We start from the raw sequence: 20,093 nt of genomic DNA, 5'->3' as shown, positions 1-20,093 counted from the left end.
TAATAATTCTTAATATTTATGACAGCTATCTTAACACAAACTACTTTGGAAGGACAATATTGCACTTGGAATAATCATAAAGTCTACTATGTGAAGGCTGGGGAAAAACAACCTAACAAGCCTCCTTTGCTCTTAATACACGGTTTTGGGGCTTCAACTGATCACTGGCGCAAAAATATTGCTCAACTACAACAATATTATGAGGTTTGGGCGGTTGATCTTTTAGGTTTTGGCCGATCTGCTAAACCAAAATTACAATATACAGGGAATTTATGGCGGGATCAATTAAATTATTTTATTCAAGAAATCATCGGTGAACCTGTCATTTTAGCGGGTAATTCTTTAGGAGGCTATGCTTCTTTATGTTTAGCCGCTCAACGTCCTAATTCAGCCAAAGGAGTCATTTTAATTAATAGTGCTGGCCCTTTTTCAGAAAGTCAACCTCAAGCAGAAATTAATCCTACTCAAAAAATTATTAGTAATCTAACTAGAAAACTATTTTTTAATAATATTACTACTTTTTTCCTATTTCAATATTTAAGACAAAAATCCGTTATTCGTAAAACCTTAAAAAAGGTTTATTTAGATCATAATGCCGTCACTGATCAATTAGTAGAAGATATTTACCGCCCCTCTTGTGATCAGGGAGCTTTAGAGGTTTTTCAATCAGTTTTTAGCTCTCCCCAAGGGGAAAAAGTTGATATTTTACTTCAACAATTACCCCATCCTTTATTAATGTTATGGGGAGAAGGCGATCCTTGGATGAATGCCAAAGTTAGGGGTGAAAAATATCGCAAATATTTTCCTAATTTAACTGAATATTATCTGAATGCAGGTCATTGTCCTCATGATGAAATACCCGAACAAGTTAATCAAATTATTGATCAATGGGTGCAAGAAAAAGTGATTTAACTTCAAGCTTAAACCCTCTCCCCACTAAGGAGAGGGCTATTTTTTTCTAATTTTGATCCTTCAAGATCACTAATAACAAATTGTTTAAAAAGATTTAATTTTTTCTAATAAATTTTTAATTGCGATCGCAGCTTTAATATTAGACTCATTGAAAAAGTAATAAAAAAACAAAATACAATCAATTATTTAATAGTTTTGATCTTCCCTCTACAGGTTAAGATAATTAAAATGGATGATTAAATCAAATTTTTAGTTTACTTAAATTTTTATGGACTTTTCGGCTCAAATAGCTTCTCAGTTAAACACGGGAACGATTTTACCTGAAGGAATTGTCATTGTTACTTTAATGATACTTCTAGTCGCTGATCTGATCACGGGTAGAAAAGCCTCCCAATGGTTGCCCTATTTGGCGATCGCAGGGTTATTGGCCGCTATCTATGCTTTAGCAATGCAATGGAATAGTAGCACCCCAGAAGGCTTTTTAGGTTCTTTTACGGCGGATAATTTAAGTATAGTTTTTCGAGGAATTATCGCTTTATCCACCATTAGCACTATTTTAATGTCGATCACCTACGTTGAGCAGTCGGGAACGGCTTTAGCGGAATTTATTGGCATTCTATTGACCGCCACCTTGGGGGGGATGTTTCTCTCCGGCGCCAATGAGTTGGTAATGATCTTCATTTCCTTAGAAATGCTCAGTATTTCCTCTTATTTGATGACGGGATATATGAAACGGGATCCCCGTTCCAATGAAGCGGCCTTAAAATATCTGTTGATCGGTGCGGCCAGTTCGGCCATCTTCCTTTACGGTGTTTCTCTCCTCTACGGTTTATCAGGTGGCGAAACCCAGTTAGATGCCATCGCCAAAGCTTTAGAAACCGGAAGTTCCGAACCCTCTTTAGGTTTAGCTATTGCCCTTGTCTTTATCATTGCAGGGATCGCCTTTAAAATTTCGGCCGTACCCTTTCACCAATGGACACCTGACGTTTATGAGGGTTCACCCACTCCCGTAGTCGCCTTTTTATCAGTAGGATCAAAAGCGGCCGGTTTTGCCCTAGCGATCCGTTTATTAGTGACGGTTTTCGGTTCTATTACCCCCGAATGGCACTTAATTTTTACCGCCCTCGCTATTTTAAGTATGATCCTCGGCAACGTGGTGGCTTTGGCTCAAAGTAGCATGAAACGGATGTTAGCTTACTCCTCGATCGCCCAAGCAGGTTTTGTCATGATCGGCTTTATTGCAGGTACAGATGCGGGTTATTCTAGCATGATCTTTTATCTGTTAGTATATCTGTTCATGAACTTAGGAGCGTTTACCTGTGTGATTCTCTTTTCCCTCAGAACCGGAACAGATCAAATCAGCGAATATTCAGGATTATATCAAAAAGACCCTCTGTTAACACTCTGTTTAAGTATATGTTTATTATCCCTTGGCGGGATTCCCCCCCTAGCTGGATTTTTTGGCAAAATTTACTTATTTTGGGCAGGTTGGCAAAGTGGTTTATACGGCTTAGTTTTATTAGGTTTAGTTACTAGCGTTATTTCCATTTATTATTACATTCGAGTAGTAAAAATGATGGTAGTAAAAGAACCCCATGAAATGTCTGAAGTTGTTAAAAATTATCCAAAAATTCGTTGGGATATTACCGGAATGCAACCCTTAAAAGTGGGTTTAATTTTAGCAGTTTTGGCCACATCTTTAGCAGGAATTTTATCAAATCCCTTATTTAATTTAGCCAATGATTCTATTGTTAATACTTCTATTTTTCAAAAACCAGTATTAACAGAAAACATAGATCAATCTTCTTTTCAAGTATCACAAATTCCTAGCATAATTGAAAAATAAAAAATCAATTTATTTTTTATTTTAAAAAGGTAGAGATTAATTTCTTTACCTTTTTTTGTCAGCCTAAATTTACTAAATTTTTCCCTAATAATGAAAGTTATATTAATTCCCATAGCGATTACTATTGGAGCAGTACCAGGGGCTTTAACCCGTTTTTATCTAACAGAATGGACAAAAAAAGCTTTTGGAACTAAATTTCCCTACGGAACATTTTTAATTAATATTACAGGATGTTTATTAATGGGTTTTTTTTCTACTTTATCTAATGCCATCGAAGGTTATCCTCAAGAATTAGATCTACTAATTAGAACAGGTTTTATGGGTTCTTATACCACATTTTCTACCTATAGTTGGGACAGTCTAGGATTATGGCGCAATCAAGATAAAATAGCAACGGCATTTTATTGGTTATTTACGGCTATTTTTGGCGTAGTAGCTATTAATCTTGGTGTTTTTTTAGCTCAATTATTTGTCGAATAAAAAAAGCTTATGTTTAATCAAATTTGTCCAACAATTGCCGTAGCTTTAGGCTCGATCGTAGGTGCATTAACTCGTTATTATATAACAGAATTAGTAACAAATATTTGGGGTAAAAATTTTGGTTTTTACGGTACATTTATTATTAATATAACAGGCTGTATTCTTATCGCTTATGTCTTAACTTTAACAACTGAAAAAATTAAGAATTTTTCTGATGAATTAAAATTACTTTTAACTACGGGTTTTTGCGGTTCTTATACCACTTTTTCTACCTTTAGTTTAGAAACTAACCTATTTTTAAATAAACCAGATTTAAGATTAGCTTTTAACTATGGTTTTGGGAGTATGGCCTTAGGAATGTTAGGAATCTATATAGGAATTAAACTCGCTAGATTATCATTAAAAAATTGACATTAAAATTTAAGATTGTTGTAAAATTATAATCAGGGCTATATGTGAGCAAAAAATATCAATTCCAAATAAAAACTTTTACATCTACTAATAAAGAAATTTCAAAATTAAATATAAATAAATTAAATTCAATGATAGTTCTCTAAAATAAAATTCTGTAAAAAAATAATAAGTTTTGTTACAATATCTGTATCTTTTTTGCTTAAAATAACGTCTTTGATTATAACAACTATATTAAAAAACACATAAAAATATGTCAAGAATCACAGAAACTCTTAAAATTGTCGGTTTATTTGGCTTATGTTTTGCCATAAGCAATTATCTTCCTCAATCTTTGTCTGTATCTTCTCAATTTAAAGAAGCAAAAAATAATGAAATAAAATCATCACCTTCTGTCATTTCCACGAAAGATCGTTTTAAACAACAAGCTAACACAAAACTGATAGAAATAGCTAATTCCTTTAATTTAGGTAGTAATAAATTAACTCAAGAAGCTCATGTAGAAAGCCTTTGGAATAATGAGAAAGATAAATTTACTTTGAATTTAGAAAGTGGAAAAAGTTATGCTATTTTAGGAATTTGTGATCAAGATTGTCAAGATATTGATCTAACAATTTATGATCAAAACCTGAAAATTATTGATTATGATACCGCCGATGATCATACTCCTTTAGTTAATATTAAACCCGATCATTCTTCTTCTTATCAAGTAGAAATAGAAATGTCCCAATGTTCGGTGTCACCTTGTGCTTATGGAGTTGGTATTTTTGAGAGAGAAAATTAAGATTTTTGTTAAGATTAAATCTTTCTTTTTAACCATTTGAATATATTAATTAAAAAGTCTTCTAATAACAGCATTAGATGATCTAACCAGCCTAAAAGATGCTCTAAAAAATGTTTTTCATAACCCAAATTAGTTGCTTTTGTTTCTACATAAAATTCTTTTATTTCGTCTTTATTTTCACTTTGAATAATAGCATAGTTAGAGTTAGAATTAGTTACTGTTTCTACTTTTAAAATTGTTTGATTAGACATCAAATTTTGATTAATAACTGTTAAATTATTAGTAGTTTGATTATCAATTTGAGGCGGAATTAATGCTTGAGATTTTAAGCTTTTTTGTTCAAAATTTAATAATTGTTTAATTTTTTCTAAAGCGGAAATTTTTGGTTTTTCTGGTATTACATGAAAGCCAGTTAATTGATAAATTGTAGATTGATCATTTTGCTGATTATTCCCTTCATAATTAGGGGCAATTGTTGGTTGCAAAAAATCAGCAGAGCTTAACCAATGATCATCAATTTTTTGCTTAAAATAATTTTGATCTTGCTGATAATTAAGGGCTTTTTGTTCATCATTGTGATTAATTTTTATACCCCAAAATTGATTTTGATCTAAAATATTAGGATTGGATAAATCTTGAGAGTCTAATTTAATTTTTGTTAAATGATTTCCCTGTCCAAAAAAGTAATTAAGAGCGGCTATAATGATAGCTCTAATGGTAAAAGGATCATCAGAATTATTAATTAAATTTAATTTAAACAATCTTTGTTTAATCGTTTGAGTTAATTTTTCAGTTAATTGTTCAGTCGAATTAATAATAGTTGTAATTTTTTGATTATTTTCTATAACAGCAATTTGTTGATCAATTGTAGTTAATAAGTTAATTTGTTGTTGATTGTGTGGAGATTCCGCTTGAATAATTTGTAATTCACCAAATAAATTAAGGCTAATTGCTAAAGGACTTTTTTCTACCCATGCCATCATTTTCCAAAATAAATTGATTGGAAACATTACCTGAGAATTATTAATTTTAATTGGTGTTAAATAAGGGGATTTTTGTTGATGTTTAACTAATGATTTTTGTTGATAATAATAATTAGCCAATTCCCATTTAATCCATTTTTCTAATTGTTGTTCTTGAATTTTATTTTTTAAATACAAAATTTGATTATTATTGGTAATTAAGACTATTTTTTTATCATCTAATTCCGTTGCGATCGCTTTAATTTCTGTTGTTAATTGGGGTTGAATTTGACTTAAAATATATTCAATCGGTTCTTCAATTTGGGGAGGAAGGGCTGAATTTTGATGAGTAGAATTAAGCAGTTTATCAATGGCAACTCTTGCAGTTTGAATGCCTAAATAAATTGGATAAAGTAAGATTTGAAGCCCCCATGTTGCAAAAATTTTTACTTTATTTAAGTTAATTTTACTTTGATCATTTAATGTTAAAAATGTACGATTAATCGCATTAAAAATTCTACTTTTATAAGGGCTAGATGGGGGTAAAGACATAATTATTTATTAGTAAATATCTATTGATCAAAATTAGTTAAAATATATTTATGATCCATTATAGCAAAGATTTGTTAATAATTGATAATTAATTTTTTCAGGTAGGCATGGTTTAATTATTTGATAAAATGTTTGATAAATATTTAACTTATTGATGCTTTGCCCACCTTAGAATTAATTAACTTTTTCTGATGGAAAAGTAACATTTAAACCTAATTTTTGTTCGATGATATTTGCTAATTTTTTAATAATCTCAAAATCTACACATTTTAAAAGGGTAATTGGGTAGTCTCTTTGTGTTGATTTAGAGTGATTTCCTCTGCCTTCTAATTGTCTTTTTAATGGTTTGGGGCGCGTGGGTAAATTTAACTGAATTTCTAATGTTTTGGAGGGGGGACGAAATTTACTTATTTTTTCTAAAACTGTTAAATATTTACTTAAAGTTTGCTCATCCCACTGGCTTAAAATCATGGTTTGAATTGACATTTTACCCTGATATTCTTGAGCAAATTTTTCTATTCCTTGTTCAATCTTTTCTACATTAAGATGAGCAATAGGGCGATTAATTCTTCTGAGTTGATCTTGACTTAAACCATCAAGTTTAACTGATACTTGATCGGCATGATTTAAGTCTAATCTAACTTGATAATCTGTCAATAATGTACCATTAGTTAAAACAAGTGTTGGTAGGTGGGTAATCGTTTTTATTTCTTGTAAAATTTCCCCTAAATTTAAGGATAAAGTTGGCTCTCCACTGCCACTTAAAGTAATAATATCAACCGCCCAAGGAGCAAAAGTTTTTAAATCTTTAATGATGGTTTTTGTGGGTATAAAAATCTGACGATCGCTGGTAACTATTTCAATTTCACCTAATTGACAATAGACACAATTAAAAGAACAAACTGAGGTTTTTCCAATGGGATCAATCCCTAGAGAATTACCATAACGCCATGATTTTAAAGGCCCATAAACACTTTTAAATTCTGTGGTTGTGTTCATAAATTTTACGGTTTTTCTTAGTATCAAACTTGCGGATAAAATTGATAGTAAAAAATTAATAATTAACAATACAAAAAGCAATTGTCAATTATTAATTAGCCACTATTAACTGTTAATTGATCATCGCAATACATTCAATTTCAACTAACACATCTCTGGGCAAACGTGCCACTTCTACACAAGCTCTAGCGGGGGCAGTTGCTTCATTAAAATATTGAGCATAAACTTGATTCATTGGCACAAAATTAGTTAAATCACTTAAAAAAACACTGGTTTTAACTATATTTTCCCAACTAGCTCCAGCTTCTGTTAAAATAGCCTCAATGTTCTTCATTACTTGAGTTGTTTGTTGAGTAATATCTCCCACTCCAACTATTTCTCCTGTTTGGGGATCAAGAGGTATTTGGCCGGCCACAAATAACATTTCCCCTTTGGCGGCGATCGCCTGACTATAAGGGCCTAAAGGAGCAGGAGCATTAGATGAACAAATAACACGTTTCATAGTTAATATTTTGATTAAAAACTTACTAATTTTTGTTATATTTGATCATATCATTTAATGATTAATAATTCAATCTTTTTTAACTTTTTTTCATTGTGAAAAAATCATCACATTTTAACTCAAATTACTAGGACTTAATTATTATGAATAAATTGTTATTAATTATCATTACTTTATTTTTCACTCAAATTAATTTAAAAATTGCTGTTTCTTTGCCACAACCTGATGATATTCCAGAGGAAATATTAAGAACACAAATAATTTTGGAAGGGCGATCTAGCCTTAATGGAGATCCTTTAACCCCCCAAGAATATGCAGAATTAGAAAGAGAATTAGCCCAAGCTAAATACCCCCCAGAAATAGCCGCCAAATTAAAACATTTAATCTTTTTAGTAAGAATTAGACAAATGATGATGCTCCTTGCTCCCTTTTAAAGTTTTGCTTTTCTAATATTAGTTAATATTTAATCTAAAAAGCTCATCCTCAAGGGCGAGGGCGATTATTTTGTAATTTTTAATATATTAATCTCAAAAATGTTGAAAGCCTTTGTCTAAACTTAAAATTTGCTCTGTAAATTTACCAGTATTATCTATTAATTTAACTTCTTTCGCCTCTGTAATCTTTCCAATTATTTTAGCATTTTTCCCTAGATTATTAACTAAAAGTTTTGCATTAGTAGCAGGTAAACATAAAACTAATTCATAATCTTCTCCCCCATATAAAGCATATTCTAAAGCTTTATTTTCCCCTACTAATTTTTTTAAACTAGCAGAAATGGGAATTAAATTCGCATCAATTTGCGCACCTACTTTACTACATCTACAAATCTGAATTACTGCATCAGCTAAACCATCACTACTATCCATTCCTGACACTGTTATCTTATTATTATTTTCCCATAACAAAGGAATAACATCTAAGCGAGGTTGTGGTTGTTGATGAGCTTTAATCAACTCCTGTTTTTCCTCCAAGTTTAACCCTTGACTTAAACAATTATTTAATAATAATTCTAAACCTCCTTTTGAGCTACCATGATTACCTGTTACAACAATTAAATCATCTCTTTGAGCGGTAAAACGACTAATAATGTTATCAGGAATAACCTGCCCTAAAGCCGTAATACAAACAGTAATAATAGATGATTTACATAAATCTCCACCGATAATAGGACAATTATATTTTTGACAACAATCTGCTAAACCTTGATATAATTTTTCCACAAAACTAATATTAGTATCTGGAGGTAAAGATAGAGCCACCATTAAACCTAAAGGCTTTGCACCCATAGCCGCTAAATCTGATAAATTAACCGCCGCCGAGCGCCATCCAATATCATAGTTAGAAGTAGTTAAATCACTAAAATGAACATTTTGAACTAACATATCAGAAGTAGTTACTAATCTTTGCTTTGGATCAGTCGCTATTACTGCCCCATCATCACCTATAATATTACTAGGACAAAATTTTTGGACAAATTTTAATAGTCCTTGTTCCCCAATTACTTTGATTGTTTGATCTTGTGATTTCATTATATTTTTTCCTTTTTAATTAATTATTGCGTTATCCTCATAGATTAATCTAAAAATGTTCAATCTTAGAAAAAAAAGATAACAAAAGTTAAATAGTATGATAGAATTATCAAAAACTTTTTTGATTAAAATTTAATTTAATTGTACTTAAACACTCCATTAATATCTTGTATTATTTTTAATTAAAATTATTATGATTGTGATAGGTTTAATTAGTGGGACTTCCGTAGACGGAATTGATGCGGCCTTAATGGAAATTACCGGAGAAAATATGAATTTAAAGGTTAATTTATTGGCCGGCCAAACCTATCCTTATTCTGAAGAACTCCGAAGGGAAATTTTAGCGGTTTGTGCCGGAAAACCCCTCACGATGATGGAATTAACCCAACTTGATGATGCGATCGCCTCTGAATTTGCCCAGGCCGCTTTAAAAATTCAAGAAAATCAACCCCCAGCCGAATTAATCGGCTCTCATGGACAAACGGTTTTTCATCGCCCCCCCCAAGGCCATCACCTTGGCTATAGCTTACAATTAGGAAGGGGTGATTTAATTGCCCATTTAACCAAAATTACAACCGTTAGTAATTTTCGACAAGCCGACATCGCTGTGGGGGGACAAGGTGCGCCCCTTGTGCCTAAAATAGACGCTTGTTTATTGGCTCATCCCCACTTAACTAGATGTATTCAAAATTTAGGCGGCATCGGCAATGTCACCTATTTACCCCCCCGTCACCTTGAACATTGGGAAGATCAGGTTATGGGTTGGGATACAGGGCCGGGGAATGTGTTAATAGACTTGGCTGTATCTCAATTAACTCAAGGACAACAAACTTTTGATCAAGATGGCAAATGGGCTTCTCTGGGAACACCTTGTCAAGATATAATAGGACAGTGGCTAAAATTAGATTTTTTCCGACAACCCCCCCCAAAATCAACCGGACGAGAATTATTTAGTCCGTCCTATTTAGCACAATGTTGGGAAAGTGTCAAGGCTTATCAACTCAGTGAGGCCGATTGGTTGGCTACTTTAACGGAGTTTACCGTTAGATCTATGATAGACAGTTATCAGCGTTTTTTACCCCAGATGCCCGATCAAATTTTACTGTGTGGAGGGGGAAGTCGAAATAGTTATTTAAAAAGCCGTCTTCAAGTTTATTTACCGGATACGGTGCTTTTAACTACGGATCAAGTGGGTGTAAGTGCGGATGATAAAGAAGCGATCGCTTTTGGGATCCTCGCCTATTGGCGTTATGTTTGTCAGTTTGGGGGAAATTTACCCTCAGTTACCGGAGCGTCAAAAAATCAGCTTTTAGGATATCTATATTTAATTTAGTTGACAATGATCAGTTAATAGTTGATATTTACAAATTAGTAATTAATTAATAACTAAAATGACGAAATGATCTAGCTAGTAAGGAGTAAAATTGTGACACATCGTTTTTTAATGGAGGCAGGAAAATGGAATCTTGAAGGAACTTGGATTGAGAAAGATGAATCTCCAATCTTTGTTAAAGGTCGAACTTTGATTGCTTGGAGTGCAGATAATTGGTTTACAATGGTAACAAAGTTGGTTTTTCCTGATCATGATAAAGTTGATATAACCTTTCAATATAAAGGCAAATTAGAGGCAGGTGAACGCCGTTATACCTATTTTCTTAATCAAACTTTACTCGGACAAGTGGAAGGGGAGGGCTGGATCGGCAATAATTCCATTATTCAAAGATATTGGGTACTGTCTGATCGTCAACGGCGTAACGGTTTTGAGACTTTTTATCGTCTCAATGATCAAACTTATTTTTATTCAGGTGGTATTCAAACTGGTCTAGCATTGAGTAGTATGATGGAAGCTGTTTTAACTCAACAATCTTAATTAAATATTACTTAAATTTTTTATTTTATTTGTCATTATTTAAAAGGAATTAATTGATCCTACCATCTATTATGACTAAAGACTCTAAACCCGGACGTTTATTAGGCAATCGTTACCGACTAATTGAATTAGTGGGTAAGGGTGCGATGGGGAGAGTTTATAAGGCCGAAGATATTTTGTTAGGTGGGGTGATCGTGGCGGTTAAATTCCTGTCTCAAACTCTGCTTAATAATAATATGAAAGAGCGTTTTGAGAGGGAAGCTACGATCTGTGCTTTACTTGGGGAAAAATGTATTCATATTGTGCGAGTGCGTGACTATGGCGTAGATGTGGAGGAAATTCCCTATTATGTGATGGAGTTTTTAGAGGGGGAAAGTTTAAGTGATCGCATCAAATATCAACCTTTAACGGTGGCGGAATTTTTGCCCATTATCCGGCAAATTTGCATTGCGATGGAGGCCGCCCATAAGGGGATTATTTTTAAGGGTGAGTTATGTTCCATTGTCCACAGGGATATTAAACCCAGTAATATTGTAATTTTAAATGATCCCAGTTTAGGGGAATTAATTAAGGTTTTAGATTTTGGGATCGCTAAATTAGTTCAAGCTAGTCAAGCCCAAACTCAAACTTTTATGGGGACTTTAGCCTATTGTTCCCCCGAACAAATGGAAGGGAAAGAATTAGATAATCGTTCAGATATTTATAGTTTAGGGGTGATGATGTATGAAATGCTCACCTCTCAAATGCCTCTGTTTCCTGACAATCCCAATTTTGGCGGTTGGTATAAAGCTCATCATTTTACTGAGCCTGAGGCTTTCCCCCCTCAAATTAAGATTCCTGACAAATTAAAACAGATTGTGATGGGTTGTATGGCCAAAAAACCCAGCGATCGCCCTCAAAATATTTCTGAGCTTTTATTAGAATTAAATGAATTAGATTCAACTCATCAGATTTTTTATCCCCATCCCCTCACCCCTAAACCCCATTCCGTTCAAGTTCTCCCCCAGCCCTTGAGAGAGGAAGATGAGGAACAAGACGATCAAGATACCATTATCGTTGATCCCAAACTGATCACGAAAACCAGTGAACAGATCAAAGTTACGTCACCGCCGGAACTTTCCATTAATGAGTTATTAATGAGTTCTACTTGGCCTCAAGATAAACCTCAGAAAAAGATTGTTTTTCCTCGTTTAGTGCAGATCCATGATCAAACCTTGGCCACCCTTTGGGTGATGTTAGAACAAACCGATATTATTAAAAGGGTTTCTAGTACCCGTTATAATCAATTTTTATTTTTGAGTAATCCTCACCCCATGATTTTGTGGATTACGGTGTTATATAATCGCAATGAAGGCCCAAGATGGTTGCCCTGTTATTTGGATCTCAAAACTCCGGCCGGACAAAAAGTAACTCAATATTTAGGTCAATCGGGATTATATCGCATTTTATTTTTTGCGTTAAAATACCCCCAAACTTGTCAAAATATTATGAGTTCAACGATCGCACCAAATCAATGTCAAATGTTAAAAGATTGGTTACAGTCTAGTCAAGCTTTAAAAAGTGGAGATCCTCAAATGAGTAAACTGATTTTACAACAGGAATTTCAAAAATTAAAGCCGAAAATTTTATTAAAATTAGAAAATCTTTATACTACCGATGCCCCCACCGATATTTCTGGATAAGTAATAATTAATAATTGATAATTGATAATGGATAGTTGACAAATGACCAATGATAAATGATAAATAATCAATAACTAATCACAAATTAATTAATGTTTAATAATTTTACCATTCCAATCCCTCCTGACAATTTTAAATCCGGTTTTGTGGCGATCGTAGGCCGTCCTAATGTGGGAAAATCCACTTTAATGAATCAATTAATCGGTCAAAAAGTTGCCATTACTTCCCCCGTTGCCCAAACAACTAGAAATAAATTAAAAGGCATTTTAACCACCGATCAAGCCCAGATAATTTTTGTTGATACTCCTGGGATCCATAAACCCCATCATGAGTTAGGAAAAGTGTTAGTTAATAATGCTAAAACTTCAATTAATAGTGTAGATTTAGTCGTTTTGTTAGTAGATTGTTCCGTTAAATTTGGTAAAGGAGATCAATTTATTGTAGACTTATTAACTAATAATAAAACTCCTGTTATCTTAGGTTTAAATAAAGCAGATCAACAATCAGAAAATTATCAAGAAATAGATCAAACTTATCTCAATATTGCTCAAACTAATGGCTGGAATTATGTTAAATTTTCCGCTTTAAATCAAAACGGTTTAGATCAATTACAATCTATTTTAATTGATCAATTACCATCAGGCCCTTATTATTATCCGCCCGATCTCGTCACAGATCAACCGGAAAGATTTATTATTAGTGAATTAATCAGAGAACAAATTTTATTATTAACAAAAGAGGAAATTCCTCACTCCGTAGCCATTGCGATCGAGAAATTTGAAGAAAGTAAAAATATTACTCGTATTTATGCGGCCATTAATGTGGAAAGAGACTCTCAAAAAGGAATTTTAATCGGCAAAAAAGGCAGTATGTTAAAAAATATTGGCACACAAGCCCGTCAACAAATTCAAAAATTAATAGATGGGCAAGTGTATTTAGAATTATTTGTCAAAGTTACCCCAAAATGGAGACAATCTCGTTTACAATTAGCTGAATTTGGTTATAAAAATGAAGAATAAATAAATAATTGACAATTGACAATTGATAATTGATAATTAATAATTAATAAGCTGTTTAATAGATTGGCTATTGTCTTATTAATTATTTATTACTTAAGTAGATGTGTGTAATTAATTACCCAATTGTGGCACAGGCTTCTAGCCTGTGACGGGCAGGATGCCCATTCCACATTATATAATTAAATTTGCTTAGGTACTTATTAATTATTACTTTTAGAGCCTTTCTCTTTGAAAAGGTTGCCATTTTTGAGCATAATAATTTAAAATATTATTTAAACATTGTAGATCATAACTGTTTAAATTATCAGGATAGGATAATTCAAAACCGCTATATTGACTATATTTATAATCAAAATTAGGGGCAGTTTGATCAATAAAATTAATTTCTACTCCTTCAATTTGTCTTAAATGAGCGGCAATTTCTCGATAAATTGCTAAAGGAATATAATTAGCGGTAATCTTTTCTTTTTGATAGTTAATATTGTTCATAAATTAATTAATTAAAGGCTAAAAAATAGGGAATAGAAAATAATTTGTAGAGACATAATATAGGTAGAGAATTAATATATTACGTCTCTACAGATATTATTTATTTTTAATTCTCCATGCAATATCACGGCGGAAATACATATCTTCAAAATTAACACAGTTAACCGCCTGATATACATTACTTAAAGCCTGATCAAAGTTATCTCCGATCGCCGTGATACCTAAGACCCGGCCACCATTAGTTATAATATCATTATTGCTCAAACTTGTACCCGCATGAAAGACGATCGCCCCTGACTCCTGAGCCTTGTCTAAACCTGATATTACCTTTCCTTTGGCATAACTTCCGGGATAACCTCCGGCCGCTACCACCACACACACCGAGCCTCCTTTTTTCCATTCTAAAGCCGGAAAATCACTTAATCTCTGTTGCGCACAGGCTAACAATAACTGATCTAAAGGCGTTTCCAATAAAGGCAATATCGCTTGAGTTTCAGGATCACCAAAACGACAATTATATTCTAAAATTTTTGGCTCACCTTCAGGCGAGATCATTAAACCCGCATATAATACGCCCCGATAGTCAATACCACGCTTTCTTAAAGTGGCCACCGTTGGCTCTAAAATTTGGGTTTTAATTTTTTCTAAAATCTCTGGAGTGGCTACGGGAGCAGGGCAATAAGCCCCCATACCCCCCGTATTATTACCCGTATCACCTTCACCGATGCGTTTATGATCCTGTGCAGGTAACAATAATCTAAGATCAATACCATCAGTTAAAGCCAATACGGAGACTTCCTCCCCTAATAAAAATTCCTCGATCACTAACTTGGTATAACCTTCGCCGAAAAGCTCATCAATACCTGCTTTTGCTTCTTCTAAAGTTTGAGCAACGATCACCCCTTTTCCGGCCGCTAAACCATCGGCTTTAATAACGATGGGCGCTCCCTTTTCATCTACATATTTTTTAGCAGAAATAATATCGGTAAACGTCTCACCATAAGCCGTTGGCACACCGGCCTCGATCATTAATTCTTTTGCCCAAGATTTACTAGATTCAATTTTTGCCCCTTCTTGAGTAGGCCCAAAAACCGTAATATTTTTTGTTACTAAATAATCTTTAATCCCTTTACTTAAAGGTAATTCAGGGCCTACTACCACAAAATTAATCTCATTTTTAGTGATAATATCTGCTATTTTCTCAAAATCTTCTACTCCAACGGCGATATTTTCACAGTTTTTCATTACGGCCGTGCCACCATTTCCGGGGGTACAAAAAACCTTTTCAACAGTAGGTGACTGTAAGAGTTTCCATGCAAGGGCGTGTTCTCTACCACCGTTACCAACTACTAAAATTTTCATTAATTATTTCTCCTATAGTTTGATACAAATTATTGATTTTAGCATTTTTTGTAAAGATAAATTAATAATTAATAATTAATAAATTTAAAAATATTATTATCATCTAACGAATAACAAATAACTAATAACAAATAACAAATAACAAATAAATTTTAATCTTGTATTAATAAAACAACAGAATAAACAGCGATCGCTTTTTCTTGCCCGATCGCATCTAATTCTTCATTAGTAGTTGCTTTAATACTAATCTGATCGGGATCAATTTGTAAAACTTGATTTAAACGCTCATTCATCGCTTTTAAATGGGGTTTTAATTTCGGTTTTTGAGCGATGATCACCGAGTCAAAATTACCAATTTTCCAGCCTTTTTCTAAGATTAATTGATTAACTTTTTCTAATAATAATAAACTATCAGCACCTTTCCACTGAGGATCGCTAGGGGGAAAATAATGACCAATATCACCTAAATTTAAAGCCCCTAACATAGCATCCATCATCGCATGGGTTAGGACATCAGCATCACTATGCCCTAATAATCCTAACTCATGGGGAATATTAACACCACCTAAAATTAAAGGTCTACCTTTTACCAGTTGATGAATGTCGTAACCATTACCAATCCGAATTTTCATAGATTTTTAATAATAAAAAATAATATTTAATAATTAACAGTTAATAATTATCACAATTCTAAATTTGTCGCAAATCAATGATTAGAAAAAAAATGATTAAAGTCTTGTTAAGAATGACAAATAATAAAAAAATTAATCTTTTTTGCTATGATCAATTTGGGACTGTTATATTAATTGTCAATTGTCCCTTGTCAATTGTCAATTATTTAGACTTGCAATTTGCACAAAAACTGGTATAATAAATATAAATGTATTACTACAGCGTTGGTGACTGCCAATAAAGTTTTTTGATCTTGACTTTAATGATAAGGGAATTTGTTAGATCCCGTGACAGTAAACTGAGCTTGTACTCAGAAACTTTAATCGGTTGAGCGACAGATGCCCACCTGGTTTAACCAGGTCATAAACTGCGGTAAAACGGCGTTGCGGTAAACAGCAAGTTTGAATCCCCCTTGTTTGAAGAAACAAGGGGGATTCCCATTTTTAACGGTTTAATTAAGTCAGATTAGGACAAATTTTTAAAAACCATAAGTCCATCTGGCACGATAGCCTCTGGCATCAATATGGGTAAAACAGGAAGCACTGGCAATACCGCCTCGGTTGCCCCACCAAGGTTCAATTTTTTTATGTACTTCTGAAGGGTGCATCCCTGCCGCCGTAAAATCGATCGCATCCCCTACCATGTGACGAGATTGACTAGCTCCACCAACTTTGCGATTAGTAACGGGATCCCGATACCAAGAGTTAACGGTGATCGCTCGGCCGCCTAAATATTCCCGCACTTCTTCCATACATTTAGCAATTTTGATGATATTTTCCACTATATCTTTGCTAACGGGGATGCGTGTACCGTTGTGGGTTGCTTCAGCCCAACTAAAATGTCCCCCTTCAATAATCGGATCCGAGAGATAAAAAGTAGAACTGTGGCCGGGTAACTTAATCGGGCCGCTTTTGAGGGTGGAAATCTTGGTTGTTTGAGCTTCGGGTTGATCTTGAGGTTGATTTTCTTCCTCTGTACCTTCAATCTCCACATGATCACTGAAAATATACCAAATATTTAGACTTTGTGGGCTTAACTTCGCAGTGGTTAGGGTAACTTTAACGTGACCATTTTCCGCTGGTTCTTCCGAATCTACTTCATATTCAGTGCCTTTGGGAATCAAGATCTTTTCATTATCACTCAAACTTGATGATTGGGCTGTACTTAACTTGAAATAAGTATCTTGTAAGACTTTTAAGGTAACACTCATAAGTTAAAACTTTGATAGATATTATTTTCAACCATATCAATTAGTTTTCACTTGTGGCTTTATTTTTAAATATCTTTAACATTTCAACAATTATCAATTATTAACTATTGACTCACAGCCAAGGGATTTGAAGCAGATTTCTTAGAAAATTGATAAAAGTTTATTAAGTTATGTTAAGGTAAAAATAGGGCTTAAAACAAAAATATTGTTTCTTTAAGCTCCCACTCTATCAAGAATCTAAGGAAAATCTTAAAAAAAAATTAATTTTTGACTTGATTCTGACTACTGTTTTAGGGTAAAATAGAAAATTTGACTTTTTTGGCAAATTTTGGTTATACTTAACAAAAGTACAAACACCTAAAGCCAGAGTTCAAACTGCAATTATAAAAATCATTTTTCTTACATTTTTTGATTGATTCATTGATTTTGATTCTTTATCTAAATAAATTCTCGTCATGAAAACTGCTAAACTGTCTACCGATTTAGTTCGGACTTATCTTAAGGAAATTGGTAAAGTACCTCTTTTAACCCATGAGGAGGAAATTCTCTATGCAAAAGAAATTCAACAATGTGTCGCCTTAGAAGAAATTAAGGAAAATTTGCAACAACATTCAAACAAAGAAGTAACTGATGCTCAATGGGCAAAAGCGGCTGGTTTAACAGTTCATGAGTTACATCGTCAAATGATGAGCGGTAAGGCTTCTAAACGCAAAATGATTGAGGCTAATTTGCGTTTAGTGGTGTCTGTTGCTAAAAAATATATTAAGCGTGATCTTGATCTTTTAGACTTGATTCAAGAGGGGACGATCGGGATGCAAAGGGGGGTAGAAAAGTTTGATCCCACTAAAGGTTATCGTTTCTCTACTTATGCTTATTGGTGGATCCGTCAGGCTATTACCCGCGCGATCGCTGAGAAAAGTCGGGCGATCCGTCTGCCTATCCATATTACGGAAAAACTCAATAAAATTAAAAGATTGCAAAGGGATTTAGCCCAAAGATATGGTAGACCTGCTACTGTGGCGGAATTAGCCCAAGAATTAGAATTAACTCCCCAACAAGTCAGGGAATATTTAGAAAGATCTCGTCAACCTTTATCCCTTGATTTAAAAGTAGGAGATAATCAAGATACGGAGTTAGGTGATTTATTAGAAGATACGGGTCAATCTCCTGAAGATTATGCCACTCATTCTTCTTTAAAATTAGATTTAGAAAGATTAATGACTAATTTAACACCTCAACAAAAAGAAGTTATTTCTTTACGTTTTGGCTTAAAAGATGGAAGACCTTTAACTCTTTCTAAAATTGGGGATCAATTAAAAATTAGTCGGGAAAGAGTCCGTCAAATTGAACGAGAAGCCTTAACAAAATTACGCAAACAAAAAGATTCTATTGAGGAATATCTCGCTAGTTAATTTAATTCAAAAAACCAAGTTTTTGACTGAAAAACTTGGTTTTTTAAAACTGTAATATTCCTTGATCCCCATCTAAGAAGACGGGTTGCCCCACTGGTAAACAGGCGTTGACTCCATCATGGCCAAAGGGTAAATTAGATACAATGGGAATACCTAAGTCTGATAGGCGATCGCTTAAAACTTCTTCCACTGTCCAGCTATCACTATCCCCTTCACAACGACTAAAACGCCCTAGAGCAATGCCTTTAACCTGATCTAACAAGCCACTTAAGCGCCACTGGGTTAACATTCGATCGATCCGATAGGGGCTTTCTGTCACATCTTCTAAGGCTAAGATCACTCCTTCTAAATTTGGTAGTAAATTTGTTCTTAATAAATGGGTAGCAACGGTTAAGTTAGCGGGGAAAAGTAAGCCCTCTACTTGACCTGATCCCCAACCTTTGCCCGTTAAGGGTGGTAAGGGGTTTCCCTCTAAATAATTAAATAAACGCTCGATCGCCCATGTTGGCTCTTGATCAAGGGTAGTTAAGACGGGGGCATGAAGTCCTGAAATACCTGTTTTTGCTAAATTCCATAATAAGGCCGTCACATCGGAAAAGCCGATCAGCCATTTTGGAGTATTATGAGGGTGTTCGGGATGATGCCAAAGCCAATTTTCTAGTAATCTCATACTACCATAACCGCCCCTTGTGGAAATGATGGCTTTACATTGGGGGTTAAACCAAGCTTCAGCAAGGGCGGCTCGTCTTTGTTCATCACTTCCGGCTAGATAACCTAAACTACTTTGATAATCTGAATTTAACTCAATTTTATAACCTTGATTTCTCCAAATTTCTAAACTTTTTTCTATTTTTTCAATATTTTTTAAAGCCCCACTAGGGGAGATCACTTTAACGAGATCCCCTTGTTTAAGAAATGGAGGAAGTTGTAGGGGTGTAAGATGATTAAACATGATCAAAAATAGTTAATTATTGGTCATTGGTTATTGGTCATTAGTTATTTGCTAACAGTCAAGACTTGTAGTGAGCATATCCGAAGTATGCCTGTACTACAATTGTCAATTGTCCATTGTCAATTGTGAATTATTATTGTATTTCTTCAAACTCAATATGATTTAATAGAGTTGTGACGAAAGCAAATAACAAGAAAGGCAAAGAGAGAACTAAAACGATCCCAACGGTAGCAAAAGCATATATTTGGCCGGTACTACTCCATAAGGCTAAAGTGGAGGCTAAAGTAAGAAAAATAACAATTAACCAAATAATAATTTGACCGTAAATATCTCCAAAAGAGAGAGTACAGATCATGCGGTATCTTTGAAGTTCGTTATTCATTGTAATTTAATTAAGATCAATCTAAATTTTATAATTTAAGTCTTCTCTTTCTGTTTTAGATCAGAT

General features: G+C 33.7%; 20 protein-coding genes, 1 other RNA gene and 1 pseudogene. 12 read left to right on the top strand and 10 right to left on the bottom strand.

From position 1 onward, the window contains the following. Positions 1-18 precede the first annotated feature (18 nt). From Anndu_RS05850 to Anndu_RS05830, 5 genes are all read left to right on the top strand, one after another. A complete protein-coding gene (locus Anndu_RS05850; RefSeq protein WP_464103475.1) occupies positions 19-912 on the top strand; it encodes an alpha/beta fold hydrolase in 894 nt (297 codons plus the stop codon). Between the two features lie 268 nt (positions 913-1,180). Beyond that, positions 1,181-2,758 carry an NAD(P)H-quinone oxidoreductase subunit N gene (locus Anndu_RS05845; RefSeq protein ID WP_464103474.1) on the top strand — a complete coding sequence of 526 codons (1,578 nt, stop codon included), beginning with the start codon at positions 1,181-1,183 and terminating at the stop codon, positions 2,756-2,758. 90 nt (positions 2,759-2,848) lie between these two features. After that, entirely contained in the window at positions 2,849-3,238 is a 390-nt protein-coding gene (crcB, locus tag Anndu_RS05840) for a fluoride efflux transporter CrcB (protein WP_464103473.1), read from the top strand. A gap of 9 nt (positions 3,239-3,247) precedes the next feature. Continuing rightward, entirely contained in the window at positions 3,248-3,649 is a 402-nt protein-coding gene (crcB, locus tag Anndu_RS05835; protein WP_464103472.1) for a fluoride efflux transporter CrcB, read from the top strand. 253 nt (positions 3,650-3,902) lie between these two features. Then, a complete protein-coding gene (locus tag Anndu_RS05830) occupies positions 3,903-4,433 on the top strand; it encodes a hypothetical protein (protein WP_464103471.1) in 531 nt (176 codons plus the stop codon). 14 nt (positions 4,434-4,447) lie between these two features. Here the strand turns inward: Anndu_RS05830 and Anndu_RS05825 are convergent, their stop codons facing one another. From Anndu_RS05825 to Anndu_RS05815, 3 genes are all read right to left on the bottom strand, one after another. Continuing rightward, positions 4,448-5,947 (bottom strand): hypothetical protein, encoded by a 1,500-nt coding sequence (locus tag Anndu_RS05825; RefSeq protein WP_464103470.1) that lies wholly within the window; start codon positions 5,945-5,947, stop codon positions 4,448-4,450. A gap of 174 nt (positions 5,948-6,121) precedes the next feature. Then, on the bottom strand, positions 6,122-6,946 hold the full coding sequence (locus tag Anndu_RS05820; protein ID WP_464103469.1) for a radical SAM protein: 825 nt from the start codon (positions 6,944-6,946) through the stop codon (positions 6,122-6,124). Between the two features lie 112 nt (positions 6,947-7,058). Continuing rightward, a complete protein-coding gene (locus Anndu_RS05815) occupies positions 7,059-7,448 on the bottom strand; it encodes a RidA family protein (RefSeq protein ID WP_464103468.1) in 390 nt (129 codons plus the stop codon). Positions 7,449-7,591: 143 nt separating this feature from the next. On the opposite strand from Anndu_RS05815, the gene Anndu_RS05810 reads away from it, so the two are divergent. Further along, positions 7,592-7,882, top strand: coding sequence for a hypothetical protein (locus tag Anndu_RS05810; protein WP_464103467.1), 291 nt, complete (start codon positions 7,592-7,594; stop codon positions 7,880-7,882). 93 nt (positions 7,883-7,975) lie between these two features. On the opposite strand, the gene thiL is transcribed toward Anndu_RS05810, so the two are convergent. Then, positions 7,976-8,977 carry a thiamine-phosphate kinase gene (thiL, locus tag Anndu_RS05805; RefSeq protein ID WP_464103466.1) on the bottom strand — a complete coding sequence of 334 codons (1,002 nt, stop codon included), beginning with the start codon at positions 8,975-8,977 and terminating at the stop codon, positions 7,976-7,978. A 193-nt stretch (positions 8,978-9,170) separates the two neighbouring features. Between thiL and Anndu_RS05800 the strand changes: the two genes are divergently transcribed. The 4 genes from Anndu_RS05800 (at position 9,171) to era (ending at position 13,548) form a co-directional block, all read left to right on the top strand. Continuing rightward, positions 9,171-10,310: an anhydro-N-acetylmuramic acid kinase gene (locus Anndu_RS05800; protein WP_464103465.1), complete on the top strand. Its 1,140-nt coding sequence runs from the start codon at positions 9,171-9,173 to the stop codon at positions 10,308-10,310. Positions 10,311-10,403: 93 nt separating this feature from the next. After that, entirely contained in the window at positions 10,404-10,847 is a 444-nt protein-coding gene (locus Anndu_RS05795) for a hypothetical protein (RefSeq protein ID WP_464103464.1), read from the top strand. Between the two features lie 71 nt (positions 10,848-10,918). After that, complete coding sequence (locus tag Anndu_RS05790) at positions 10,919-12,529, top strand: serine/threonine-protein kinase (protein WP_464103463.1); 1,611 nt, start codon at positions 10,919-10,921, stop codon at positions 12,527-12,529. Positions 12,530-12,621: 92 nt separating this feature from the next. Continuing rightward, positions 12,622-13,548, top strand: a complete 927-nt coding sequence (gene era, locus Anndu_RS05785) for a GTPase Era (RefSeq protein WP_464103462.1) — start codon at positions 12,622-12,624, stop codon at positions 13,546-13,548. Between the two features lie 213 nt (positions 13,549-13,761). Here the strand turns inward: era and Anndu_RS05780 are convergent, their stop codons facing one another. The 3 genes from Anndu_RS05780 to ispF form a co-directional block, all read right to left on the bottom strand. After that, complete coding sequence (locus Anndu_RS05780) at positions 13,762-14,037, bottom strand: hypothetical protein (RefSeq protein WP_464103461.1); 276 nt, start codon at positions 14,035-14,037, stop codon at positions 13,762-13,764. Between the two features lie 96 nt (positions 14,038-14,133). Continuing rightward, complete coding sequence (purD, locus tag Anndu_RS05775) at positions 14,134-15,399, bottom strand: phosphoribosylamine--glycine ligase (protein WP_464103460.1); 1,266 nt, start codon at positions 15,397-15,399, stop codon at positions 14,134-14,136. Positions 15,400-15,551: 152 nt separating this feature from the next. Next, on the bottom strand, positions 15,552-16,031 hold the full coding sequence (gene ispF, locus Anndu_RS05770; RefSeq protein WP_464103459.1) for a 2-C-methyl-D-erythritol 2,4-cyclodiphosphate synthase: 480 nt from the start codon (positions 16,029-16,031) through the stop codon (positions 15,552-15,554). 250 nt (positions 16,032-16,281) lie between these two features. On the opposite strand from ispF, the gene ssrS reads away from it, so the two are divergent. After that, a non-coding RNA gene (gene ssrS / locus Anndu_RS05765) (6S RNA) lies at positions 16,282-16,467 on the top strand. An 82-nt stretch (positions 16,468-16,549) separates the two neighbouring features. Here the strand turns inward: ssrS and Anndu_RS05760 are convergent. After that, on the bottom strand, positions 16,550-17,281 hold the full coding sequence (locus Anndu_RS05760; RefSeq protein ID WP_464103458.1) for a D-Ala-D-Ala carboxypeptidase family metallohydrolase: 732 nt from the start codon (positions 17,279-17,281) through the stop codon (positions 16,550-16,552). A gap of 455 nt (positions 17,282-17,736) precedes the next feature. Here Anndu_RS05760 and Anndu_RS05755 point away from each other — a divergent pair, with 455 nt between their 5' ends. Next, positions 17,737-18,693, top strand: coding sequence for an RNA polymerase sigma factor, RpoD/SigA family (locus Anndu_RS05755; RefSeq protein WP_464103457.1), 957 nt, complete (start codon positions 17,737-17,739; stop codon positions 18,691-18,693). A gap of 43 nt (positions 18,694-18,736) precedes the next feature. On the opposite strand, the gene Anndu_RS05750 is transcribed toward Anndu_RS05755, so the two are convergent. Next, a complete protein-coding gene (locus Anndu_RS05750; RefSeq protein ID WP_464103456.1) occupies positions 18,737-19,645 on the bottom strand; it encodes a S66 peptidase family protein in 909 nt (302 codons plus the stop codon). Positions 19,646-19,781: 136 nt separating this feature from the next. Further along, a pseudogene (locus Anndu_RS05745) lies at positions 19,782-20,027 on the bottom strand (hypothetical protein); the annotation flags it as partial. Positions 20,028-20,093: the final 66 nt, after the last annotated feature.

It is taken from the genome of Annamia dubia NIES-4383 (genome assembly GCF_055394725.1).
The sequence above is the reverse complement of the archived record's forward strand: the minus strand, read 5'-3'. Positions and strand labels throughout refer to the sequence as shown.